General features: G+C 65.9%; 23 protein-coding genes. 14 read left to right on the forward strand and 9 right to left on the reverse strand.

Going from position 1 to position 23,959, the window contains the following annotated elements; translation table 11 throughout:
* Positions 1-27: 27 nt before the first annotated feature.
* The 3 genes from HMI57_RS03855 to HMI57_RS03865 all read right to left on the reverse strand — a co-directional run bounded on the left by HMI57_RS03855 (position 28) and on the right by HMI57_RS03865 (position 2,982).
* On the reverse strand, positions 28-1,401 hold the full coding sequence (locus HMI57_RS03855) for an MFS transporter (protein WP_171584574.1): 1,374 nt from the start codon (positions 1,399-1,401) through the stop codon (positions 28-30).
* 177 nt (positions 1,402-1,578) lie between these two features.
* A complete protein-coding gene (locus HMI57_RS03860; protein ID WP_346655128.1) occupies positions 1,579-2,607 on the reverse strand; it encodes a nitronate monooxygenase in 1,029 nt (342 codons plus the stop codon).
* 150 nt (positions 2,608-2,757) lie between these two features.
* A complete protein-coding gene (locus HMI57_RS03865) occupies positions 2,758-2,982 on the reverse strand; it encodes a hypothetical protein (protein ID WP_171584575.1) in 225 nt (74 codons plus the stop codon).
* A gap of 196 nt (positions 2,983-3,178) precedes the next feature.
* Here HMI57_RS03865 and HMI57_RS03870 point away from each other — a divergent pair, with 196 nt between their 5' ends.
* From HMI57_RS03870 to HMI57_RS03895, 6 genes are all read left to right on the forward strand, one after another.
* On the forward strand, positions 3,179-4,498 hold the full coding sequence (locus HMI57_RS03870) for a M20 family metallopeptidase (RefSeq protein WP_171584576.1): 1,320 nt from the start codon (positions 3,179-3,181) through the stop codon (positions 4,496-4,498).
* 73 nt (positions 4,499-4,571) lie between these two features.
* Positions 4,572-6,146 (forward strand): AbgT family transporter, encoded by a 1,575-nt coding sequence (locus HMI57_RS03875; RefSeq protein WP_171584577.1) that lies wholly within the window; start codon positions 4,572-4,574, stop codon positions 6,144-6,146.
* A 90-nt stretch (positions 6,147-6,236) separates the two neighbouring features.
* Positions 6,237-7,211 carry an alpha-L-glutamate ligase gene (locus tag HMI57_RS03880; protein WP_171584578.1) on the forward strand — a complete coding sequence of 325 codons (975 nt, stop codon included), beginning with the start codon at positions 6,237-6,239 and terminating at the stop codon, positions 7,209-7,211.
* A gap of 84 nt (positions 7,212-7,295) precedes the next feature.
* The gene (locus HMI57_RS03885) at positions 7,296-7,691 is read left to right on the forward strand and encodes a ChaB family protein (RefSeq protein ID WP_171584579.1); all 396 of its coding nucleotides are present in this window, start codon (positions 7,296-7,298) and stop codon (positions 7,689-7,691) included.
* A gap of 111 nt (positions 7,692-7,802) precedes the next feature.
* Entirely contained in the window at positions 7,803-8,867 is a 1,065-nt protein-coding gene (locus HMI57_RS03890) for an ABC transporter substrate-binding protein (protein WP_171584580.1), read from the forward strand.
* A gap of 180 nt (positions 8,868-9,047) precedes the next feature.
* The gene (locus HMI57_RS03895; protein ID WP_171584581.1) at positions 9,048-9,353 is read left to right on the forward strand and encodes a PRC-barrel domain-containing protein; all 306 of its coding nucleotides are present in this window, start codon (positions 9,048-9,050) and stop codon (positions 9,351-9,353) included.
* A gap of 135 nt (positions 9,354-9,488) precedes the next feature.
* Here HMI57_RS03895 and HMI57_RS03900 read toward each other — a convergent pair whose 3' ends face one another.
* Positions 9,489-9,722 (reverse strand): DUF6480 family protein, encoded by a 234-nt coding sequence (locus tag HMI57_RS03900; protein ID WP_171584582.1) that lies wholly within the window; start codon positions 9,720-9,722, stop codon positions 9,489-9,491.
* Between the two features lie 10 nt (positions 9,723-9,732).
* Positions 9,733-9,999, reverse strand: a complete 267-nt coding sequence (locus HMI57_RS03905; RefSeq protein ID WP_171584583.1) for a hypothetical protein — start codon at positions 9,997-9,999, stop codon at positions 9,733-9,735.
* Between the two features lie 175 nt (positions 10,000-10,174).
* Here HMI57_RS03905 and HMI57_RS03910 point away from each other — a divergent pair, with 175 nt between their 5' ends.
* Positions 10,175-11,185, forward strand: coding sequence for a bile acid:sodium symporter family protein (locus HMI57_RS03910; RefSeq protein WP_171584584.1), 1,011 nt, complete (start codon positions 10,175-10,177; stop codon positions 11,183-11,185).
* Here the strand turns inward: HMI57_RS03910 and HMI57_RS03915 are convergent.
* Together HMI57_RS03915 and HMI57_RS03920 are read right to left on the reverse strand one after the other, a co-directional pair.
* A complete protein-coding gene (locus HMI57_RS03915; RefSeq protein WP_171584585.1) occupies positions 11,182-11,373 on the reverse strand; it encodes a hypothetical protein in 192 nt (63 codons plus the stop codon). The genes HMI57_RS03910 and HMI57_RS03915 overlap by 4 nt on opposite strands.
* Before the next feature lie 9 nt (positions 11,374-11,382).
* Positions 11,383-12,768, reverse strand: coding sequence for an NAD(P)/FAD-dependent oxidoreductase (locus tag HMI57_RS03920; RefSeq protein ID WP_171584586.1), 1,386 nt, complete (start codon positions 12,766-12,768; stop codon positions 11,383-11,385).
* Positions 12,769-12,876: 108 nt separating this feature from the next.
* Between HMI57_RS03920 and HMI57_RS03925 the strand changes: the two genes are divergently transcribed.
* Together HMI57_RS03925 and HMI57_RS03930 are read left to right on the forward strand one after the other, a co-directional pair.
* A complete protein-coding gene (locus HMI57_RS03925; RefSeq protein WP_171584587.1) occupies positions 12,877-13,698 on the forward strand; it encodes a CPBP family intramembrane glutamic endopeptidase in 822 nt (273 codons plus the stop codon).
* A 92-nt stretch (positions 13,699-13,790) separates the two neighbouring features.
* Positions 13,791-14,843 (forward strand): mechanosensitive ion channel domain-containing protein, encoded by a 1,053-nt coding sequence (locus HMI57_RS03930; RefSeq protein WP_171584588.1) that lies wholly within the window; start codon positions 13,791-13,793, stop codon positions 14,841-14,843.
* Positions 14,844-14,874: 31 nt separating this feature from the next.
* Here the strand turns inward: HMI57_RS03930 and HMI57_RS03935 are convergent, their stop codons facing one another.
* Positions 14,875-16,746: a glycogen debranching N-terminal domain-containing protein gene (locus HMI57_RS03935; protein WP_171584589.1), complete on the reverse strand. Its 1,872-nt coding sequence runs from the start codon at positions 16,744-16,746 to the stop codon at positions 14,875-14,877.
* A gap of 158 nt (positions 16,747-16,904) precedes the next feature.
* Here HMI57_RS03935 and HMI57_RS03940 point away from each other — a divergent pair, with 158 nt between their 5' ends.
* The 4 genes from HMI57_RS03940 (at position 16,905) to HMI57_RS03955 (ending at position 21,564) form a co-directional block, all read left to right on the forward strand.
* Positions 16,905-17,948, forward strand: a complete 1,044-nt coding sequence (locus HMI57_RS03940) for a substrate-binding domain-containing protein (protein ID WP_171584591.1) — start codon at positions 16,905-16,907, stop codon at positions 17,946-17,948.
* 58 nt (positions 17,949-18,006) lie between these two features.
* Entirely contained in the window at positions 18,007-19,272 is a 1,266-nt protein-coding gene (locus HMI57_RS03945; protein ID WP_171584592.1) for an extracellular solute-binding protein, read from the forward strand.
* A gap of 208 nt (positions 19,273-19,480) precedes the next feature.
* Positions 19,481-20,659, forward strand: a complete 1,179-nt coding sequence (locus tag HMI57_RS03950) for a sugar ABC transporter permease (protein ID WP_346655132.1) — start codon at positions 19,481-19,483, stop codon at positions 20,657-20,659.
* Positions 20,656-21,564 carry a carbohydrate ABC transporter permease gene (locus HMI57_RS03955; protein ID WP_171584594.1) on the forward strand — a complete coding sequence of 303 codons (909 nt, stop codon included), beginning with the start codon at positions 20,656-20,658 and terminating at the stop codon, positions 21,562-21,564. The genes HMI57_RS03950 and HMI57_RS03955 overlap by 4 nt, the downstream gene beginning before the upstream one ends.
* A 54-nt stretch (positions 21,565-21,618) precedes the next feature.
* Here the strand turns inward: HMI57_RS03955 and HMI57_RS03960 are convergent, their stop codons facing one another.
* Positions 21,619-22,656, reverse strand: a complete 1,038-nt coding sequence (locus HMI57_RS03960; protein ID WP_171584700.1) for an NAD-dependent epimerase/dehydratase family protein — start codon at positions 22,654-22,656, stop codon at positions 21,619-21,621.
* Positions 22,657-22,779: 123 nt separating this feature from the next.
* On the opposite strand from HMI57_RS03960, the gene HMI57_RS03965 reads away from it, so the two are divergent.
* Positions 22,780-23,889: a YihY/virulence factor BrkB family protein gene (locus tag HMI57_RS03965; protein ID WP_171584595.1), complete on the forward strand. Its 1,110-nt coding sequence runs from the start codon at positions 22,780-22,782 to the stop codon at positions 23,887-23,889.
* Positions 23,890-23,959: the final 70 nt, after the last annotated feature.

A 23,959-nucleotide genomic window follows, 5' to 3' on the forward strand; every position in this document is an offset into this window, starting at 1 on the left:
GGCCGCCCTTTCACATGGTGCCGGAGGCTAGCTGCGGGTGGTGGCCAGCTCAGCAGCCGTAGGGTCTCCCGGCGTATCGGTGCCCCTGATGGATTCGCCGGCGGTCTCGCGGACAAACGGCATCGCGATCATGCCGATCAGGCAGGCGGCCATCATGTAGAACGCGGGAACCAGCAGGTTCCCCGTGGATTCGATCAACGCCTCGTTGGCCAGTGGTGCGGTGCCCCCGAACAGCGCGGTCGCGAGGTTGTAGGTCACCGCGAACCCGGCGAACCGCACATGGGCCGGGAACATGGCGGGGAAGGTCGCGGAAATGGTGGCCAACTGCAGCACATAGAGGATGCCCAGCACAGCGAACCCGATCAGCGCCCCGGTGAACCCGGTGCCGATCAGCATGTACATCGGCAGCGCGGCAACGAAGAGGCCAACCAGGGAGACCCACCACAGCGGTTTGCGGCCCACCCGGTCCGAGAGCGCTCCGGCAAACGGGATCAGCAGCATCATGACCACCTGCCCGATCAGGATCAGGGTAAGGGACCCGTCGTCGGACAGGCCGATCTGATTCTGCAGGTAGGTGGGCATGTAGCTGAGGAGGGTGTAGTTGGCGACGTTGAGCGCGATGACCAGCCCCGCCATGGTGAGGACCGGACGCCAGTACTTGCTGGCCAGATGCTTGAGGGTGGTGGGTCCGCTGTCCTCGGTGCCCGACTCGTTCTCAAGTTCACGGAAGACCGGGGTGTCCTCCAGCTTGGACCGCAGGTACCAGCCGATGAGTCCCATCGGTCCGGCGATCAGGAAGGGAATGCGCCAACCCCAGTCGGTCATCGCTTCAGCGCCGAGGAGGATCTGCAGGAACAGGGTGACGGCAGTGCCGAGGGCGAATCCGCAGATCGTACCGAACTCAAGGAAGCTGCCCAGGAAGCCGCGTTTCTTGTCGGGGGAGTACTCGGCCATGAACGTCGCGGCACCGCCGTACTCGCCGCCGGTGGAGAAGCCCTGCAGGATGCGCAGGGCCACCAGCAGGGCCGGAGCCCAGTAACCGATCTGGTCAAAGGTGGGCAGCAGTCCGATGGAGAAGGTGGCGCCCGCCATCAGGATGATGGTCAGCGACAGGACCGCCTTGCGTCCCAGCCGATCTCCCAGCGGGCCCCAGATGAACCCGCCGAAGGGCCGCGCCAGGAACGAAATGGCGAAGGTGGCAAGCGCCCACTCGGCTCCGCCGGGGAAGAAGTTAGCGGTGATGTAGGTGAGGACTACCGCGTACACGCCGTAGTCGTACCACTCGGTGGCGTTGCCTACTGCCGATGCGCCAATGGCCCGTCGGATGGTCTTCTTGCCTTCCGGAGTGTCAGTCTCCGGAGTATCGAACCCGCCTGCGGGTGGTTGGTTTTCGGCAGTCAAATGTGTCTCCGTCCTGAGTGCGTGGGCCCGTTCGACAACCTCAGGAAGGGACAAACAGGGAAAGGTCAGCCATCAACCCTAGCGACGCGGCCGCTCGATGGCTAACGCACACCAGATCCTGCCCGCGGCGGGCATGGGCTGGAGACGTGTTGGGGGAAGGGACGGTGCTACTCGCGATCAGGGAATGAGGTCGGCGATGATGTCCGCGACCGGTCCGGTGCGGGCGTTTCGGTAGCCAGTTCCTGCCCACAGATGCAGTGCTTGCTGATCGTTGTTGGCTAAAGCGGCCGCGCGTAGCGGCGCGGTGATGTAGTGAATCTGCGGGTAGGCGGGGCAGCGTCTATCGTGTTCGTCCATGAACCGGTTCCTCAAGCCCCGCGCAGGACGCCCGGTGAAGGCCCAGGTAATTTTCGTTTCGGTGAAAGCAGGGTCTCGCAGGGCTGCGCGGTGGGCTGCGTTCGTTCCGGCTTCGTCAGCGAGGAGTAATGCGGTGCCGAGTTGGACGGCAGCCGCCCCAGTGTCGAGGATCTCCTGCACCTCGTGGCGCGTGCTGATCCCGCCTCCCGCGATGATCGGAAGGTTGAGAGTTGCGCTGATTGACCTGATCAGATCCGGGAGCGGCTCGGTGCCAGGTTCTGCGGCCGGATCGAAGGTGGCCCGGTGACCACCGGCGTGAGGTCCCTGCACGATGAGTGTTCGAGCCCCGCGCTCGGCCGCGGTCTGCGCTTCCGCTGAGGAGGTGACGGTAACCGCCGTGTGGATGCCCGATCGGTTGAGGGTAGTGAGCACATCGGCTTCTGGGCAGTTGAAAGTGAAGGACACGACGTCGGGTCTGAGGTCGTTAATGACCTCGAGCTTGCCCGTCCACATGTCGTCGTCCCATTTCTGGGCACCGACCTCTACGCCGTATCGGTCAGCGTCGTACTGCAGTTCCCGACGGTAGGCGTCGAGCTCTTCCTCATCTGCGTCATTTGCTGCTACGACGAAGAGATTCACCCCGAAAGGGCCTACGGTCAGCTTTCTCGTCGCGGTGACCTGGTCCGCGAGTTGCTGCGGGGTTTTGTACCCTCCGGCGAGGAATCCCAGCCCGCCAGCGTTCGTGACGGCAGCGACGAGTTCCGGTGTGGAGGGTCCTCCTGCCATCGGCGCCCCGATGATGGGACGAGCAAGGTCAAATGGCTTGGGTAAAGAGGTCGGCCGGTTCACGCGAGACTGCCTTTCCACGGCGGGCTGTTCCTTCTGCCCTGTAGAGGAAAGGACCACCGGTCAGCGTTCAGCTGGTTATCTCCTCCACTGTAGGTACTCGGAGACGGAGAAGATATTGCTGCTCACGCAGACTTGCAAGCCGCTGCGGTGCTACTCGGCGCTGATCTGCCAGATGGCATACTCGTCGGCGTGCAGGATCGCCCGGCGGCCGTCGGAGAGATCCCGGATCCAGACGATCCCGAGGCCGGGAGCCGTGTCTTCCACATAGCCGCTGTAATGGACTTCGCGGTTACGGTGGGCCTCAATTTCGTCCCCCCGGTGCAGCATACCGAGGTCATGGATGCGGGTGATGGCGGTGGCGGTAAGCAGGGACATGGTGACTCCTTGGATCTGTGGCCAGGTAGGCGGGTCCGGCCGATGGTTTGATTCAACTCCTACGGTGTTGCGAGGGTGTTTCGGCCCGGTGAATTTGTCGCGACCGGCCCCGCGCGCCCGCGGCGGGACCGGCATTATTACCCAGGATTGCGCTCCACGACTGCCATGCCAGCAAATAGTTGCCTAAGCTACCAGGATGACCGAACCAGCCTTGCCGGACCCGGCATACCTCAACCAGATCGACGCCGACACCCAGCGCCGCCTCCTCACAGCCGTCCCCCCGACCTCAGACTTCGATGGCGCACCCGAGGACCTGCGTGCCGCCGTCGACAGCAATGTCGCAGCGCTGCACGATGACCTCCAGCGGATCGTGCACACCCTGCACGCCCACCCGGAGACCGCGTTCCAGGAGCACGACAGTGCACGCCTGATCGCCGACATCCTCACCGAACACGGGATCGTCGCCGATCTTGGCGCCCACGGCGTCGAGACCGCCGTCCGAGCCGAGATCCGCGGGACCGGCGACGGACCCACCATCGCCGTCCTCAGCGAGTACGACGCGCTCCCGGGCATCGGGCACGCCTGCGGCCACAACGTCATCGCTGCCACCGGAGTGGGTGCTTTCCTGGCGCTCGCCGGCGTCCGGGACCGGCTCAACGGCACAGTCGTCTTCCTCGGCACCCCCGCCGAGGAGGGCCACTCCGGCAAGGAACTGCTGGCCCGCAACGGGGCGTTCGACGGCGTCGACGCCGCCATTATGGTCCACCCCTACGGCTACGATTTGGCCGACCAGGTCTGGCTGGGGCGCCGGCTGCTCACCATCACCTTCACCGGTATCGCCGCGCACGCCTCCGCCCAGCCGTTCATGGGGCGCAACGCGCTCGACGCCGCCAGCCTCACCTACCAGGGCATCGGCCTGCTCCGCCAACAGCTGCCACCATCGGACCGTGTCCACAGCAACATCACCGAGGGCGGGCGCAGCCCCAACATCATCCCGGACACCGCGGTGATGAAGCTGTACGCCCGCTCAAAATACCCGGAGACGCTGAAGGACCTCAGCAAGCGGCTGGAAGACATTGCCCGCGGTGCGGCCCTGATGACCGGCACCGCCGTGGAGCTGGACTGGGACCAGCACCCGCCGTCGCTCCCTATTCGTACCAACGACGCGCTCACCGGCCGCTGGGTCGAATCGCAGCAGCGGCGCGGACGCAGCCCGCTTCCCGCCGGAGTGGTCTCGGACACGCTTGCAGCCTCCACCGACTTTGGCAACGTCAGCTACCGCATCCCGGGCATCCACCCGTTGATCAAGATCGCCGACCAGAGCACCGCCCTGCACACCACCGACTTCGCTGCCGCTGCCGCGTCCGACGCGGCGGTGCAGGGAGCGTACGACGGCGCCGCCGGCCTCGCGCTGACAGCCCTGGATTACCTGATGGACCCAGTACTGCAGCAGCAGGTCCGGCAGGAGTTCGAGGAGCAGGGCGGGGCCATCGACGTCCCGTCCTACTTCGACTGACGTCCAGAACCGCCGGCACGACCCGCCCTCCTCAACTGAAACCCGCGTGAAATAAGTCAAGGGAGCACCACCCATGTCCAGTACCGCCAGCGCACCGCGCGGATTCACCGACAAGTTCCTCAACGGGGTGGAACGGGTCGGCAACAAGCTGCCCGACCCGTTCATGCTCTTCCTGATCCTGTTTGGCATCACCGCCGCAGTGTCGACGGCGATGGCGTGGGCGAACGTCACCGTCCAGCTGCCCGGCAGCGATGAGATCACCGAGATCAAGGGTCTCTTCACCGCCGAGGGTCTCACCTGGCTTACCACCAACCTGGGCCCGAACTACCTCGGCTTCCCGCCGCTCGCCACCGTGCTGCCAATCCTCCTGGCGGTGGGTGTGGCGGAGAAGTCAGGCCTGCTGGGAGCCATGATCCGGCGGGCCTTCGGCAGCGCGCCGCGCTGGGCGCTGCCGTACGCCGTCGGCGTTGTCGGGGTGATGGGTTCGATCATGTCGGACGCCGCGTTTGTGGTGATCCCTCCGCTGGCGGCCCTGGTGTTCAAGGCCGCCGGCCGTCACCCGGTAGCGGGTCTGCTGGGCGGTTTCGCCGCTGCTGGCGCTGGCTACTCGACAAACGTGCTGGTGACCAGCCTCGACGCCCTCTTCGCGGGCATCACGACGGCGGTCACCGAGACGCTGCCCAACGCCGGGTCCCCGGTGACCCCCGTGTCGAACTACTTCTTCAATGTGGTGGCCTCGGTGGTGCTGATGCTGATCGCCGGGTTTGTGATCGACAAAATCCTTGAGCCCCGGCTGGAACGCCAGGGCATCCCCCGCGACGAAATCCGCGACGAAGACGCACCCGCTGCGCCCACCAGCGCCGAGCTCAGTGCCGACCTGACGGCCACCGAGTCCAAGGGCCTGCGGTGGGCACTGATCGGCGGGGCGATCCTCGCCGCCGTGCTGGTGGTGGCGTTCACCCTTCCCGCCTCACCGTGGCGTAACGAGGACGGCGGGTTCCTGCCCACCTCCCCGCTGCTGAGCTCCATCGTGTTCGTGGTGTTCAGCATGTTCGTGGTGCCGGGGCTGGTCTACGGCAAGATTGTCGGCACGATCACCACCGGCCGGGACATCCCGCGGGTGATGGGCGAGGCGATCAAGGACATGGCCGGGTTCCTGGTGCTGGCGTTCATCCTGGGGCAGTTCATCGCCCTGTTCAACTGGTCGGGGATCGGGCAGTGGATCGCGGTTGCGGGCGCCGGGGGACTGGAAGCGATCGGGTTGACCGGCTATCCGGCCATCCTGGGCTTCATCCTGCTGGCCTCGCTGCTGAACCTGTTCATCATCTCCGGGTCCGCGATGTGGACGCTGATGGCCGCCGTCTTCGTGCCCCTGTTTGTGCTGCTCGGCTACGAGCCCGCCTTCATCCAGGCCGCGTTCCGGGTGGGCGACTCGGCCACCCAGGTGATCACCCCCCTGAACCCCTACATGATCGTTCTCCTGACGATGCTGCGGAAGTACGAGCCGGACGCCGGCCTGGGCACCCTGATGGCGCGGATGCTGCCCTTCGTGGTGCCCTTCTGGCTGGCGTGGGTGGCCATCCTGAGCGTGTTCTTCTTCCTTGACCTGCCACTGGGACCCGGCAACGGCATCTTCCTGCCCGAGTAACCAGGACCACTGGTCAAACTCGCCCGGTCGAACGGAATAGGCCCGCAGGCCGGGCGGTTATGCCTAACGAACCCAAGCTGGAGGTACATCGTGACCAAGATTTTTGCCCTGCATGAGAACCCTGAATGGTTCCCACCCTTCGCGAAGGCTTTCGAGGCCGAGGGCGTCGAAGTGGAAGAGTGGCTGCTCACCGACGGCGTGCTCGACCTGGACCAGGTGCCACCCGAGGGCATCTTCTGGTCCCGGATCAGCGCTTCGTCGCACACCCGCGATCACCATCTCTCGAAGGATTACGCCCGGGCCGTCCTGTCCTGGCTGGAAGCGCACGGCCGCCGTACAGTGAACGGCCGCCGCATCCTCGAGCTGGAAATGAGCAAGATCGACCAGTTGACGGCGCTGAAGGCGGCCGGCATCGACACGCCCCGGACCGTTGCGGCCATCGGCAAGGACCGGATCCTCGACGCCGCGGCAGGCTTCCCGACCCCCTTCATTACCAAGCACAACCAGGGCGGCAAAGGCCTCGGCGTCCGGAAGTTTGAGAGCCACGAAGAGCTGGCCGAATACGTCGGCTCGTCCGAGTTTGAGGAACCCCAGGACGGCATCACCCTGATCCAGGAGTTCATCCAGGCAGCCGAACCCATCATCACCCGGGTCGAAATCGTCGGCGGTGAGTTCATCTACGCCATCCAGGCCGACACGGCGCGCGGCGGCTTCCAGCTGTGCCCGGCTGACGCCTGCGCGATCGACCCGGTGACCGGCAAACCCATCATGCCGCCCGGCGCCACGATCCAACCCGAGGAAGGCCAGCAGCTCTTCAGTATCCGCGAGGGCTTCGACCACCCGATCATCGAGAAGTACCTCGAGTTCGCGCGACGGAACAACATCGAGGTGTGCGGGATCGAGTTCATCGAGACCGCCGACGGCAGGGTCCTCACCTACGACGTGAACACCAACACCAACTACAACGCAGTGGTTGAGGCCGAGGCGCCCCGCTCAGCCCCGGGCGCACTCGTGAAGTACCTCTCTGGGCTCGCCGCTCCCGCGCCCGAACCTGCGCTTCGCTAGGGTAGGCGAACAGGGACGACGCATCCGAGGACGACGACGGCCCGCCAGCAACGCGTCGTCGTGCGGACCGGGAGGGGTTGAGCAATGAAGAAGAGTGACCTGCCGAGCACGCTGCAGCGCTCCGGGAAGAAGGCACAGGACACCTTCGCCAAGACTCTTGAGTCGGCGGAGGAGGAATACGGTGAGGGGGAGCGGGCTCACCGGACCGCCTTCAGCTCGCTGAAACACACGCACGAGAAGGTGGGTGACCACTGGGAACCCAAAGAGGAGAGCGGCCCATCTGATGCTGCCTCCGAGCGTGGCGGGCAGAACCCGGGGGAGACAGCCGGAGGAGTGGACGCGAACGCCTCCAAAGATCACCTGTACGGGATCGCCAGAACCCTCAAGGTTCAGGGCCGATCACGGATGACGAAGGCCGAATTGGTGGAGGCCATCCAGCGGGCCAACGACCGCGAGACGCGACGGGCACGGGACACCTGACCTATTACGCAACACAAACATTTCGTAATCATCGTGAGGATAGGTTAGCCTTACTTCGTCGCGTCCGAACGGGCGTGAGTCACAGTTTCCCGAAAGTCGAGGAGCCCCTCCATGGCCCCCACCCGCATGCGCGGTTTCGCTGCCGCCGCGACAGCAGCCGCCGCCATCCTGGCCCTATCCGCCTGCAGTACCGGTCCCGCCGATGATGGCTCAGCGACCGACGCCCCTACCGCTGCTGGCGCGGCAGACCAGTTCCCCGTCACCATTGAGCACGCGTACGGCGAAACGGTCATCGAGGAACTGCCCGAGCGCGTGGCCACCGTTGACTGGGTCAACGCGGACGTCACCCTGGCCCTCGGCGTCGTTCCCGTCGGCATGCAGAGTGACGAGTACGGCGGCAACGAGAACGCCTCCACCCCGTGGAAGGATGCCAAGCTCGAAGAGCTCGGCGCCGCGATCGGCACCGACAACGCCCCGGTCCAGTACTCGGAAGCCGATGGGTACGCTTTCGACGAGGTCGCCGCGACCAACCCCGACGTCATCCTGGCCGCCTACTCAGGCCTGACCCAGGAGGACTACGACACCCTGAGCGCCATCGCGCCGGTTGTCGCGTTCCCCGAGGTCGCCTACGGCACCCCGTGGCAGGAATCGACCCGCATCATCGGCGAGGCCCTGGGCCTGACCGACGAGGCCGAAGAACTGATCACCGAGACCGAAGAGACAGTGGCCTCCGCCGCCGCCGACTACCCGTCGATCGTGGGCAAGACCTTCATCTACGGCAACCTTGATCCGGCTAGTGCCGAAGGCGTAAGCATCTACACGGCCAACGACAATCGGCCGCGCTTCCTGGAGTCAATCGGGATGGTCCAGGCCGACGTCGTCACCGACAACACCGAGGGCTCGGAAGAGTTCTTTATCGCCTGGTCTGCCGAGCGGGCGAACGAGCTGGAGTCGGACATCTTCGTGACCTGGGTGCCCGACGAGGCCACCACCGAGGCCATCGTCGAGGACCCCCTGCTGAGCCAGATTCCGGCCGTGGAGTCCGGTGCACTGGTCGCTGACCCCGACAACACGCTCACCCTGTCCATCTCCGCGGCGAACCCGCTGAGCCTCCCCTGGGCGCTGGACACCTTCCTCCCCATGCTGGACGAGGCAGCCCAGGCCGCCGAAGGCTAAACCTCCCGCGTCAAAGACGGCCCTCAGGGCAAGGCCCGCCGGTTGCACACGGCGGGTCTGCTTCTGGGGGCCGTTTCTGTGTCCGCGGCTGGGAGGTGTGCAGCTCCAGTTGCTCTCAGGGGTCATCCTCGGATGAAATAGGATCAGCACACTTAGTTTCATCAAGGATGGAGATGCACCATGGCACAACCGGACATTCAGGAACTTCAGGAAGCCACCGCCTGGGACGCCGACGGCGAGAAGCTGGGCGAGGTGTCGCAGGTCCACCTCGACGGCCGCACCGGCGAGCCCGTATGGCTGACCGTTCCGCTGGGGCTGTTCAACACCCGTGAGCACTTCATCCCCTACCAGGGTGCACGGCTCGACGGCGGCGACCTCCACGTTGCGTACACCAAGGACAAGATCAAGGACGCCCCAGACCTGGAGGCGGCGTCGGAACTCACCGACGAGCAGATGGCTACCCTCAGCGAGTACTACGGGATCTAGGGGCCACGCTCCTTCGGGAGCCCGTTTAACGGCAAACGCGCCCGCCGTCAGCGGGGAACTGCCAGCCTTTAGTGGCCGGTTTTCTCCCCCTGACTGCGGGCGCGCTGCGTTGGTAAAGCGTGTGAGACTGGTTCCCTAGAACACGTCGACCAGCCGGCCGACCACAAACAGGACGATGCACGCCGCAAAAACCACGCCGATGCCGATCAGCCACGGGAGCGGGTTGTTCGACTTTGAGGTGCCCTCGTCGTGACCCTGGGGTCCCACGGTTGAGGATTCGCCCGGAGGGGTTTCGCCCGGGGGGACGCCGCCGCCCGGCTCTAGCCCGGTGATCTTGTCGCCCTGTGGATCGGGATTCTGTCCTGTCATGCGGTGCCTCCTAGATTTCCCAATCAGACCTCTTGGGTGATGGATCTTTCGTGTCACGCGGCGTCCAGGACATGGTGATATCGGCGCCTTCTTCTGTTTCACGGACAAACAGATGAAGGTCCTCACCGTAAAGGTTCTCGTTTTCGACCACGTCACCCGCCTCGTGGGCCAACTCCACCAGACGGCTGATGGCCACTGCCATGGCACGGCCCCAGTCGTGTGGATGCTTGCTTGACGATTCCTCGGTTACAGAGAACTTTCTATCCATAGTTGCCATTGTGCTCCTTAGGTCTCTGCAGTGGGAACGCCAGTGAGGCAGCGGGTTCATGCCCCACAACAAAGAATGGTAAGTCCCCTGTGCAGTTTCGGAATGATCCAACCCTAGCAGCACAGCCGTTCACAATGACCGGGCAATTGCGTGCGGCCAGAGCGGGCGTGGTAGATCCTTAGATATGCCTGCATCCCCTTCCGCACCCCAGACACCGCCTACTTCAGCCGACCCTGAGGCCGAGGAACGCAGCGCCCGGATCGCCGTCACGTTGTTTCCGCTGCTGATTCTCGCGGGCGGCGCGGTGGCTGTCCTGACACCGGGGACTTTCGCAGGAATGGGACCCTGGATCAACCCGCTGCTCGGGCTGATCATGTTCGGGATGGGGCTGACGCTCACCCCGCCGGACTTCGCGCTGATCGCCAAACGCCCCATCCCGGTCGTCATCGGTGTGGTGGCCCAGTTCATGATCATGCCGCTGCTCGGCTGGCTCATTGCAGCCGCGCTGGGGTTGCCGCCGGCGTTGGCGGCCGGGGTGATCCTGGTGGGATGTTGCCCTGGCGGCACTGCCTCCAACGTGGTCGCCTACCTGGCGAAGGGCGACGTTGCCCTGTCGGTGGCCATGACCTCGGTATCGACCCTGATCGCGCCCCTGTTCACCCCGGTGCTGGCGCTCTGGCTCGCCGGCCAGTACATGCCGGTCGACGCCGGCTCGATGGCCTTCTCGATTGTGCAGATTGTCCTGCTTCCCGTCCTGCTGGGTCTGGTGGTGCGCCGCTTCCTGCCCGGGGTAGTCGCCACATGTCTCCCGGCACTGCCCTGGCTGTCGGTCGGAGCGATCACCCTCGTGGTCATCGCGGTGGTCTCCGGAAGTGCCGGGATCATCTTCTCGGCTGGACTGCTGGTTCTGGTGGCCGTCATCGCACACAACGGCCTGGGGTACGCGCTGGGCTACGGCGCCGCACGCCTGTTCAAACTGCCGATCGCCTCGCGGCGGACCACGGCGATCGAGGTCGGCATGCAGAACTCCGGTCTCGCCGCTGGCCTCGCCCGCCAGTACCTGACCCCCGAGGCCGCGCTGCCCGGCGCCATCTTCTCCATCTGGCACAACGTCTCCGGTGCGGTGCTGGCCGCCTACTGGCGGCGTCGGGACGCGCGTAACACTGCGCCACGCGACCAGCAGCCCGTCGGCTAGGAGACCAACCCGGTCAGGTTCAGGACCAGCAGGGCCAGCGAAACGAATACGCCGACGGCGACGGCGACGCCCGCCGTGTAGACCCACCACTGGCGGGAGCCGACCGGATGACTCTCCTGGTGGGCCCGTGACTCAGTGATCCCAATGAAGTCGAGAACTCTCCGCACCTTGCCCGGTTCCTGTGTCATCCGCTGATGCTACCTCGCAGCCTCACGCCGCAGGGCTGCGCGCGCCGCCTCACCGATGATTGCCGTGTACGTCGGATAGGCGAACTTCACGCGGGCCAGCGTCGCCACGTCGGTGCCGGCCGCCATCGCTGCCGCGACCGCCTGGATCACTTCGACGGCATTCTCGCCCACCGCGTGCGCACCCAGAATCAGCTCACGATGCCGATCCACCACCAGTTTCAGGAAACCCTGTTCGCGGTCATCGATGATCGGTCGTTCAACGTCGCCGTAGGGCACGACGACGACGCCCGCCTCCCGGTCGCGCACCCGGGCCGCCTCCTCGGTGAGTCCCACCCCGGCGTAGTCGGGATCGGTGAACCCGCCGGCGGGCAGCAGGTGGTGCGGGGTGGTCCGCTGCGTCCCCAGCACGGCGTTCTCCGCCGCCGTCTCACCCTCGAAGACAGCTGCCTGCACCAGCATGCTGGAGCCGTTCGCGTCTCCTGCCACGAAGATATGCTCCACGTTGGTGCGTAGATATTCGTCCACCGGGATCGCGTTCCGGTGCGCCTCGACGCCAGCGGCGTCCAGCCCCAGACCTTCGGTGTTCGCCGGCCAACCCGCAGCCATCACCACGGCGTCGAGCACCTCGACGTGGTCGCCGGCGGCGTTGCGCCAGTGGAGGTGCAGCGCACCGTCGTCGTCCCTGTCGATCTTGTCGATCCCGGCGATCCCCGTCTCCACCCGCACCCCGCGGGTCCGGAAGCCGTCGGTGACGGCGGCGGACACGTCAGCGTCCTCGGTGGTGAGGATCCGCGGCGCCAGATCCAGCAGCAGCACCCGGGTGCCGAGGGCATGGAAGATGGTGGCAAGCTGCGCACCCGTGTGGCCGCCGCCGATGATCGCGAGGGTGCGCGGCAGGGTCGGGAGGTCGAGCACCTCGGGTGGAAGCACCGCGTGCTCCGCCCCGGGGATGGGTAGCCAGCGTGCGTTGCCGCCGACGCCGAGGATCACCGAACCGGCGGTCGCGCTCCGGCCTGCGACGTCCAGGGTGTGCGGGCCGGTGAAGGTCGCGTTGCCGGTCAGTAGCTCGATGCCCAGCCGGCGGGCGACGGCGTCGTAATCCTTCGCCGCGAGCACCCGGTCCACCGTCGACCGGACCCGCCGGACGATCTGCTGCCAGTCGACGGCCGGTTCAGCGACGACGATCCCGTAGTCGTAGGCGGTGCGCACTTCCCGGTACAGCCGGGCGGTTTTCGCCAGGACCCGGGTGGGCACACAGCCGGAGTTCACGCAGGTGCCGCCGAGCCGCGCCCGCTCCACCACCGCAACGCGGGCCCCCAGCTCCGCCGCTCGCACGGCTGCGGCCATCCCCGCCGGTCCGGCCCCCACGATCAGGACGTCGAAGTCGTATTCCATGAGTTACTCCTGGTGACTGGTTGGACAGGCGTACGGTAGTGCTTCCTGTATAGCGCCAAACGGCTCCAAACTCCCGTCCCGCGGGCCAGCTTAGGTAATCTCTTGGGTATGACTACCCAGCCGGCCGCCTTACGTCAGACCCAAAAGACCGCAGCGAACCTGATCCCGGCGGTGCTGGTCGCGGCCTCGGGATTTGCCATGTTCGGGCTGGACGAGCGGTGGCTGGGCTACCTGCTGCTCGCTGCGGCGCTGGTGTCGGCGTTCTTCATCGGACGGCAGCTGTTCAAGGATCTGGGCCTGCTGGCGCTGGGCCTGGTGATCATGTCCCTGGTGCCGATCACCACCGACATCAGCTTCAGCCACATGCTGATCATGGGCACGGCCATGTTCTTCGCCGTGGGCCTGCCGTATTCGATCTCCCGGTTTGTGTTCAAGGACCACGCCATCCGGTTCCCGGTACTCACCGGCCAGAAGTGGACCCGGACCGAACGCTGGTACCTGGCCGCCGTCGTCGTGATGGGCTATCTTCTGTTGCCCGTCTACATGATTCCCACCGGCGTGTATGAAAACTGGCCCGCAGCCTCGGACGGCAGTACGGTGGCGCGGCTGTTCCTCGGCACCAACGTCCTGGGGATCTGGGATGAGCTGTTCTTCATCTGCACCGCCTTCACCCTGCTGCGTCGGCACCTCGCCGATTGGCAGGCCAACATGTTGCAGGCAGTCCTGTTCACCTCCTTCCTCTGGGAGCTCGGTTTCCATGCGTGGGGCCCGCTGCTGATCTACCCCTTCGCCCTGGTCCAGGGGTGGATCTTCAAGAAGACCCAGTCCCTGAGCTACGTGGTGGCGGTGCATCTGCTCTTTGACTTCGTGCTGTTCCTGGTGCTGATTCACGCCCACAACCGCGACTGGTTCGACATCTTCCTGTATTGATCCCCGTTTGTGACGCGCTTGCGGTGAGAGCCTGCCCACAGTTCCCCGGCCCGGCTGGACAGGCACCCACACCCATCTGAGACCGTGAGGTCATGGACGAACTACTGAACACCCTGGCCCCGGTCGCTGCCGTCGTCGGGGCCCTGCTCGCGGCAGTCATCCTGGCGGCGCTGCTGCGCCGGATCGCTGCGCGGACCCTGCGCAAAGTTCCAGCCATCCAGGGGGCGTCCCGGCGGGCGCTAAACCCGGTGCGGCTGGTGCTTGCAATCGTTGGGGTGCGGATAGCCCTCGGTGTGACCGCCGGCGACACGTCGTGGTTTCCGCCCGTCGATTACTCGCTGGTGCTGGCCCTGATCGGGGCGGTGGCGTGGCTGATCGTCTCGCTTCTGCTCGTGGTGGAGGCCGTCGCGCTGCGCAAGTACGGCAAGGATGCGGGCGACCACGGGCGCATGCGCCGCCTCAAGACGCAGATCATGCTGGCCCGCCGGGTGGGCGTGGCTGGGGTGATCACGCTCGCGCTGGCCAGCGTGCTGCTCACCATCCCCGAGGTGCGGGCACTCGGCGCGGGCATCCTGGCCTCGGCCGGACTGATTTCGATCGTCGCCGGCCTGGCAGTGCAGAGCTCGCTCGCCAACGTGTTCGCCGGGGTGCAGCTGGCCTTCACCGACGCCCTGCGTATCGACGACACGGTGTTTGTGGAGGACCAGCTGGGCACCGTCGAGGAAATCACCATGACCTACGTGGTGGTCAAGGTTTGGGACGACCGCCGGATCATCCTGCCGTCCACCTACTTCACCACCACCCCGTTCGAGAACTGGACCCGGAGCCGTTCCGAACTGCTGGGCACTGTGGACCTGGACCTTGACTGGCGGGTCCCCATCGAATCGATGCGGGCACACCTGGTCGCGGTGCTCGACGACACCACACTGTGGGACGGGCGCACCAGCACCCTGCAAATCACACAGGCCACCGACGGTATGGTGCGCGCCCGGGTCCTGGTCAGTGCCGCCGACAACGACGCCCTGTGGGACCTGAAGTGCCTGATCCGCGAATCAATGGTGGTGTTCCTGCAGACCCACCACCGGGACGCGTTGCCGCGGCAGCGCTGGGAAGCGGTCCACGCGGAAGCCGCGTTCACCGACTGATCCCAGCCCCTGCCGGGCAAAGCCCCAAGAGTTAGGCGAAGCCTCCGAGGGCCGTCACGATCGGCACCGCCGACGCCGCAGCCCAGGCCTGTGGGCGGCAGGACGACGGGTAGGGGACAGGCGGCCAGACGTCGTCGGCGGAGTGCCCGGAGAACAGTTCCGGTAGCCGCCAGTCGAAGCCTTCTGCTGCGCGGAGTAGTCCGGACGCCAGGGTGCGTGCGTCGTCGGCGAAGCCATCCTTGACCAGGCCGCTGATGATCATCCCGGTGTCGTGGCTCCACACGGATCCCGCGTGGTAGCGGGTGGGCCAGAAGCCGCCGTTGGTGGTGGAGACGGTGCGGATGCCGTACCCCGAGAACATGGTCGGATCCATCAGTCGGCGGACCACTGCTGCCTGCTCCTCGAGGTTCAGGATCCCGGTGCCGAGCAGGTGCCCCATGTTGCTGGTCACTCCGTCGACCGGGCGCTTGGCTGCGTCCAGTGCGATGGCCGGGTAGGGGCCCAGTTCGTCGCTGCACCAGAACGACTCGCGGAACCGCAGCTCCAGCTTGGTGGCGTAGTCACGCCAGTCGCCGGCGCCGGGACGGCCGAAGGCCTCCAACAGTGCGGCGCCGCCCATCGCAGCCTCGTACGCGTACGCCTGGACCTCCGCCAGGGCGATCGGCCCGTCGGCGAGGGCGCCATCGTGCCAGCGGATCGAGTCCCCGGAATCCTTCCAGCCCTGGTTGGCCAGGCCGTGGCCGCTGGTGTCGAGGTACTCCAGGAACCCGTCGCCGTCGGAATCGCCATGGTCGCGAAGCCAGACCAGCGCCGCCTCCAGGTGGTCGAGCAGCCCCTCCACCTCGGCAGTGGGCAGCCCCGCCCGCCAGGCGTCGTGGAGCAGCGAGATCCACAGGGGAGTGGCGTCGATGGTGCCGAAGTAGACCGGCGGCAGGGAGATCCCGGTGCCGTTCTCCTCGAACTGGAGTGTGCCGCGCCGCACCTCGTGCAGGATCTTGCCCGGCTGCTCGGCTGTCATCGGATCGGTGGTGTCCCCCTGGCGGGAGGCCAGGGCCCGCAGGGTGCTCCCCGCCAGAGCGGTATCGAGCGGCAGCAGCATGCGCGCGGCGATCAGGGAATCGCGTCCAAACATGGTGAAGAACCAGGGTGCGCCGGCGGCCAGAAAGGTGTCCTCCGGCTGGTCAGCGGTGGCCATCCGCAGCCCATTGAGGTCGGAAACGGACTGGCGGAGCAGGCTGTTCTGCCGCGCTTCGCTGAGCTGGGGGGCCTCAAGGGGAGCGGTGCTCGGCGCCACCATCGGTGCTGCCGAGTCTGTCAGGGAGACGCGCCAGGGCAGGACGACGGAGCCACCCGGCTCCACCTCGGTTACCCACGTGAGGTTGATCCGGTTGCCGTCGTACTCGGTGCGGGCGCCGCCCGCATCCAGCGCGACGGTGGTGTCGGTGCCACGCCAGTTCCACCGCGGGCCAACGACTGTGACATCGGCCTGGGTGGCGGCACCGGATTTCACTTTTTCCATCGGGGTGCTGTCGGCGACGAGGCGGCACTGCACCTCAAGGTGGGCCAGGAAGCTGTGGGCAGACTCGATCCTGATCTCCTCGCTGATGCCCTCGGCATCGGCGATCCGGGACCGGGTGAGGTACAGCAACGGGTCAGCAACGGGGGACTGGACGCGCACGAAGTAGAGGTAATCCACCCGGCTGGCCGATCGCACCTGGGTGGAGACCCACTCGGGCTCTTCCCCGTTGACGGTCAGGATGGCCTGCTTGAGGACGCGGTCGTCGCCGCAGTGGATGCCCTGGGCGCCATGGCCGCGAATCTGCCCGTGATCGTCAGCCCAGGCCTGGACCGGCGCGCTGAAAACGCCGGAGAGGTTGTGCAGATAAGGCTGGCGGTAGGCCACATGAACTCCTGGGTAGTGGGTGTTGTCGCCTTGACACTATCGCCAAAACGTTATTTGATCGTTCAACTTAGTGATTGACATCATATTTGAACGTTCATATTGTTGTAAACAGGCAGTAGGTCCAGAGCTGCCGTGAGTGTGGAGCGCAAGGGAGTGCAATGGCGAAGACAACGTTGGTCAGCCTGGCCGAGTCCCTTGGCGTGTCCCGGCAGACCATTTCCAACGTTATCAACGCCCCCCACCGCGTCAAACCGGAAACCCGGGAGCGGGTGGAGCACGCCATCGCCGAAAGCGGGTACCGTCCCAGCGCCGCCGCCCGGCAGTTGCGGACCCGCCGCTCGATGAACCTCGGCATCCGGATGATGCCGGTCGTCGATGGCATCAACGGATCTATCCTCGACCGCTTCCTGCACGCCCTGACGGAGGCCGCACAGGAGGAGGGTTACCGCCTGACCCTGTTCAGCGCCGCCACCGACGACGACGAGGTCCGCCAGTACGAGGACCTCCTCAACGTCGCCGACCTTGACGGATTTGTCCTCACCGGCACCCACCACGGCGACCAGCGGACCGCCTGGCTGCTGGAAAACGAGGTTCCGTTCGCCTCCTTTGGGCGCCCCTGGAGCGACACCGAGGACCCTTTCACCTCCCTGCACCCCTGGGTGGACGTCGACGGCGGCGCCGGCACCGAACAAGCCACCCGCCTTTTGATCGATCAGGGACACACCGCAATCGGTTTCATCGGCTGGCCTGCCGGCTCCGGAGCCGGCGATGACCGCCGGGATGGCTGGCGACGGGCACTGCAGGCCGCGGGCCTTCCCGCCGACCAGCTCGACCTCCGGGTATTCGACGGCGTCCCCGCGGGGGCGCGGGCCGCCGAGCAGGTCATCGCTGCCGGGGCTACCGCAGTAGTGTGCGCCAGCGACAGTCTTGCACTTGGGGCCTTGTCCACCTTCAGGAGCCGGTACCCGGCCCCCGCGAGCCCCGACGTGATCGGTTTCGACGACACACCGGTCGCGGCCGCCGTCGGGCTGTCCAGCATCGCCCAGCCGATCGAGGACGCCGCGCGCCACATCATCAGGGTGCTCGCCCACACACTCTCGGGCGACGAGGCGAGCGGCCGCCCCGACAAACACTTGCTGCTGACGCCCACCCTGGCGCAGCGCTTCCCACACCCGCTGGCCGGCGACGGCTGGCTGGCATGACCCACCTGCCCATCCCCCTAGATAGCCCGAAATAAACAAAAGAATGAGGAAACAGACAATGAAGACTGGAAACTTCCGCACCCGCAGGAAGACGCTCGCCGTCGCTGTGACAGCCGCGGCAGCCCTGGCACTGAGCGCCTGCGGCGGATCAGGATTCTCGGGCTCCGAGGGCGAATCAGCCGAGGCGGAAGGCGCAACTGACGCACCGATCACCGTGCTGATCGGCTCCTCCGGCGAAGCCGAGACCACCTCGGTCACCGAGGCAGTCGACGCGTGGGCCTCCGAGTCCGGCATGGACGCCAGCGTCAGCGTGGCCTCCGACCTGCCCCAGCAGCTCAGCCAGGGCTTCGCGTCAGGCGAGCCCGCCGACGTCTTCTACGTCTCGACCGACCTGTTCGCTGGCTACGCAGCCAACGGCTCCCTTGAGCCCTACGGCGACGACCTGGAAAACAAGGACGACTTCTACCCCGCCCTGCAGGAGGCCTTCACCTACGAGGACCAGCTGTACTGCGCCCCGAAGGACTTCTCCACCCTGGGCCTGGTCATCAACAACACCCTCTGGGAAGAGGCAGGCCTCAGCGAGGACGACGTGCCCACCACCTGGGAAGAACTGGCGTCAGTGGCTGAACAGCTGACCACCGACGACGTCGTCGGCCTCGGCTACGGTCCCGAGTTCCAGCGCCTCGGTGTCTTCACCGCTCAGGCCGGCGGCGGACTCGTCACCGACGGCGAAGCAACCGTCAACAGCCCTGAGAACGTCGAGGGCCTCACCTTTGTCCAGCAGATGATGAACGACGGCGTCGCCGCCTTCTCCTCGGACCTCGGCTCGGGCTGGGGCGGCGAGGCCTTCGGTAAGGGCCAGGCCGCTATGGTGATCGAGGGCAACTGGATTGCCGGTGCGATGAGCAACGACTTCCCCGACGTCGACTACCAGGTCGCCGAACTCCCCGAGGGTCCTGCCGGCCCCGGCACCCTGCAGTTCACCAACTGCTGGGGCATCGCCGCAGACAGCGACAACATCGAGGGTGCCAAGGAACTGGTCGCACACCTGACCACCGCCGAGACCCAGCTCAGCTTCGCCGAGGCTTTCGGCGTCATGCCGTCGCTGCAGTCGGCCGCCGAGGACTGGTCCACCCAGTACCCAGACCTCGCAGCCTTCATCGCCGGTGGCGACTACGCCCAGAACCTGCCAGCCCAACAGGGCGCATCGGACGTTCTCGCGGAGCTGAACGCCCAGCTCGAGACGATCAAGACCGCTGACATCCAGCAGCTGCTGGACACCCTCCAGACCGACATGGAGTCGGTCGTGGCGGACGCCGGATAACCGGCACCCAAACAACCGCAGGAGCACCCTGACCGTCCGACAGATCGGGTGCTCCTGCGGTACCACCCAGAGTTCACCACTCAGCATTTCACCACTTTCGTAATTCACCCCGGGGTAACAGAACGAGGACGCAGTGGCACGACGTACAGCGGCAAAGAGGCCGTCCGGCACCAAGGATTCACCTCCTGCGTACCGCAAACGCACGGGCATCCAGGGCCGCACCGGCCTCACCGGATGGCTCTTCATCTCCCCGGTCGTACTGATCCTCGGCCTGTTCCTGGTCATTCCCGTCCTCATGGCGGCGTGGGTCAGCATGTCTGACTGGACCGGCCGCGGCAGCCCCTTCGGAAGCGACGTCGAGTTCGTGGGCGGGGAGAACTTTTCCGCCATCCTTGGTGGTGAGGGACTGGCCGCCCGTGATTTCGGCACCGCGATCCGCAACAACTTCTACTACGTGCTGCTGGTGGTTCCGCTGCAGACCGCGCTGGCCATGTTCTTGGCAGTGATGGTGAACAAGCAGGTCCTCAAGGGCCGTGGCCTGTTCCGGACCGCCTTCTACTTCCCCTCGGTCACCAGCTCCGTGGCGATCACCGTGCTCTGGTTGTTCCTCTTCAGCGCCACCGGCGTGGTCAACAAGGTGCTGTCCTTTTTCGCCATCTCCGGGCCGAACTGGTTCCAGGATCCCCGCGGTATCTTCCACATCCTCTTTTCGATCTTCGGCCTCAACCAGGCGCCCGCCGGGTTGCAGGACCCCGGTTTCCTGGGGATCCCCGGCTGGGAATGGTTGGCCGGCCCCTCCGTCGCGATGAGCGCCTTCGTGCTGATGGCCATCTTCACCACCTCCGGCACCTTCATGCTGCTCTTCATCGCAGCCCTGCAGAACATCAGTGGGGAAGTGCAGGAAGCGGCAATGGTCGACGGCGCCAGCGCCTGGCAGCGGTTCTGGCAGGTCACCCTGCCCATGCTGCGGCCCACCCTTTTCACCGTCCTGACCCTGGGGCTGATCGGGACCTGGCAGGTCTTCGACCAGATCTACGTCGGCACGCAGGGCGGACCAGCGAAGACCACCCTGACCCCGGCCTACCTGTCCTTCAACTCCGCCTTCAACAACCAGCGGTGGGGCGAAGGCGCAGCCATCGCCTTCATCCTCTTCGGCATCATCGTGGTGCTCACCGTCCTCCAGCGATACGCGCTCAGGGAACGGGACGTGCCCAAACGAAGCCGCATGGTCCCGGTCGGCGCCGACCCCAAAACCGCCGCCGCAGCGCAATCCAGCGCCCGACATGCGGACCGCGTGAAGGGCCGGGATCCCGGTGGCACCGGCCCGGGAGGCTCCACCCCGGACGGCACCAATCAGACTGGCACCACTGAAGGAGACCGGCGATGAGCACCACCGTAGCCCCATCCGCGGCACCCGAGCCCTCCTCGGCGCCCCCGGTCCCTCAGCGGATCAAGAACCGCCGCAAGAAGGTCACCCGCGGCGTCTGGATTTCCTATGTGGTGCTGATCATCCTGGCCATCATCTACATTTTCCCGTTCCTGACCCAGGTGGCCACGTCCTTCAAAACCGAGCCCGACGCGGCGCAGGACCCGCTGGGTCTGATCCCGCAGCACTGGACATTCGCCGCCTATGAAACCCTGTTCGCCAACTCCGACTTCCCCATCTGGGGCCGGAACTCGTTCATCGTCACCGTCTTCGTAACCGCGGGGCGGGTGTTCTTCAACTGCCTGGCCGGGTACGCGCTGGCCAGAATCAACTTCCGCGGCCGCGGGCTGGTGTTCGCCCTGCTCGTCGCAGTGATGGCGGTGCCCGGCGTCGTCCTGCTGATCCCGAAGTTCCTGGTGATCAACCAGCTCGGCATCTACGACTCCTATGCAGGCATGATCCTGCCCCTGCTCGCTGACGCTGCCGGTGTCTTCATCATGAAGAACTTCTTCGAATCCATTCCGCCCAGCGTCGAGGAACAGGCACGCGTCGACGGAGCCGGGACCTTCCGTACCTTCTGGTCGATTGTGTTGCCGATGGCCCGGCCAGCGGTGATGACCATTGTCATCCTGTCCTTCCAGGGCTCCTGGAATGAGCTGAACCACTTCATCATTTCCACCCAGGACCCCGCCCTGACCACCCTCACCAAGGGCGTGGCGCAGCTGGCGTCGGGCCAGCTCAGCCAGGGAACCCAGTACCCGTTGAAGCTGGCGGCAGCGGCCCTGATGACCATTCCGGTGGCCATCGTGTTCTTCGTCTTCCAGAAGAAGATCATGAACGCCTCGGCCGGGGCCGTGAAGGAGTAGGGCTGTAAAGCAATAGCCCGCCCGGAGGAGTAGCGCCGGGGAACGGTGTGGGAGTCAGTTCCGGGGCTTGAGGGCGGGCGAGGCGGAGACGCCGTCGCCCGCGCTGAGTCCGGTGAGCACGGCGCTCATCGCGTCGAGTGACGAGTGCTCGGGCTCCCACCCAAGCAGCGTCCGGGCGCGATCCGTCTCCATCAGCGGCGCCTGGGTTGCCATATCGATCCACCCCGGATCGGTGCGCTGCAGGCCGAGCGCCCAGGAAACCCCGACGACGGCGCGCAGCAGCCGCACCGGAAGACCCACGACCCGGCGGGCACCCAACTGGGACGCCAGTCGGGTGGGGGTGAGGATCGGTTCGGCGGCGATGTTGAATGCACCCGGAACGCGGCGATCCACGGCCCGCCAGTACGCGTCGGCGACGTCGTCGGCGTGGACGGCCTGGAAGACCAGTTGTTCAGGGATCGGCAGCAGGGGTAGGCGAAGGCGGTCCAGCAGGAACTTCGGAACCAGCGGGCCGAGGAAGTATCGCCCGATCTCGCTGCCCGCATCCTGCTGGAAGATCAGCCCCGGGCGAAGGCGGGTGACGACCGTCTCCGGGTGCCGCGCCGCGAAGTCATCGAGGAGCGCTTCCTGCTTTCCCTTGTGGCGGCTGTAATGCGACGTCTTGATGCCGCCGTGTGGCCAGCCCTCGTCCACCCGCTGGCCCTTGGTCGCCGGAAGGTAAGCGCCGACTGAGGACGCGCAGACGAAATGGCGGACCCCGGCGTCGGCTGCTGCCTGCAGGGCGTTCGCGGTGCCCGTCACGTTGGTGCGGTGCATTGCCGCTTCGTTGCGGTTCGGCTGGATGGCCCAGGCCAGGTGCACGACGGCGTCGACACCGTCGAGCGCAACGGTCAGGTCGCGTCGGCCCTCATCGGTCCCCACATCCAGCCCATGCCACTGGCAACCCGCATAGGGTGCCACGGTGGTGTCGGGGGTCCGGCGTGCGAAGCCCAGGATCTCCAGACCGCCCGGCCGCTCGAGGGCAGCACGCTGCAACCGGCGCAGCACGGCGGTTCCCACGTTGCCCGTGGCACCAATCACCGCAACGCGCAGGGGTCCGGCAGAAGATTCAGGGGTAAGGGCCATGCCTCAACGGTAATCCTTAGGTACGCTTATGTACTAGTAAGTGTCCTTACGATCTGGTCGAGGGCGCAGCAGACTACGTGGAGGTACCAATTGGCACAGAGCAGCGGGCCGGCGTCGGGTTCCCCCGAAACGCAAACCCAGGACAAGGCGCAGAACGCACCCCATCCCGACGACGACCGGAAACCGGATAGTCCCTCCGACCTGAAGAAGCCGGCCTGGGGATACGTGTTCAAGCGCACCCTCCGCGAATTCGGCAAGGATCAGTGCACCGACCTGGCAGCTGCGCTCACCTACTACGCGGTGCTGGCCATTTTCCCGGCCCTGCTGGCCCTGGTCTCGCTGCTCGGCGTGTTTGGGCAGGCTCAGACCACCACCGACACGGTCCTGGACGTCCTCGGAGGGGTAGCACCTGAAATCGCCGATAACCAGACTTTGGAAGACACCATCCGGGGTCTCGCATCGTCACAGGGTGCTGGCCTCACCCTGGTCATCGGTATTCTCGGCGCCCTCTGGTCCGCATCCGCCTATGTGAACGCCTTCAGCCGGGCAATGAACCGTATCTACGAGGTGGAGGAGGGCCGGCCGATCTGGAAGCTGCGCCCCGTGATGCTGCTGATCACCGCCACTGTTCTCCTGCTGGTAGTGCTGATGGCCCTGCTGCTGATCCTCTCCGGTCCCATTGCCGAATCGGTGGGTAACGTGATCGGGCTCGGCGACACAGCCCTACTGGTGTGGAACATCGCCAAGTGGCCGGTCATGGTGCTCTTCGCCGTCCTGATGATTGCTGTCCTGTACTACGGCGCCCCCAATGTGAAGCAGCCCAAGTTCAAATGGATGAGCATGGGGTCCTTTGTGGCACTGCTGGTCCTCGGCCTCACCACCGCTGGATTCTCCTTCTACGTCTCACGGTTCGGCAGCTACGACGAGACGTACGGGGCGATCGCCGGCGTCATCGTCTTGCTGCTCTGGATTTGGCTGGCCAACCTCTCCCTCCTCTTCGGCGCCGAGTTCGACGCCGAACTGGAGCGCGGGCGTCAGCTGCAGGCAGGCATCGAAGCTGAGGAGACCCTGCAGCTTCCCCCACGGGACGACACGATGAGCCGCAAGAAGCATGACAAGGAACTCGAGAACATCGACGAGGGCCGGGAACTGCGCCGGAAGTACGAGCGCGAGTCCAGCCAGCACCGCAAGAACGACTGATCCCTTTCCGGCACTGCGTCGTTCCCACCCGCAGTGATTAACTCCACCCCGTACCGCGGGCTGTTCTGTT

Source organism: Arthrobacter sp. 260, from assembly GCF_013116745.1.
In the GTDB taxonomy this organism is placed as follows: Bacteria; Actinomycetota; Actinomycetes; order Actinomycetales; family Micrococcaceae; genus Arthrobacter_D.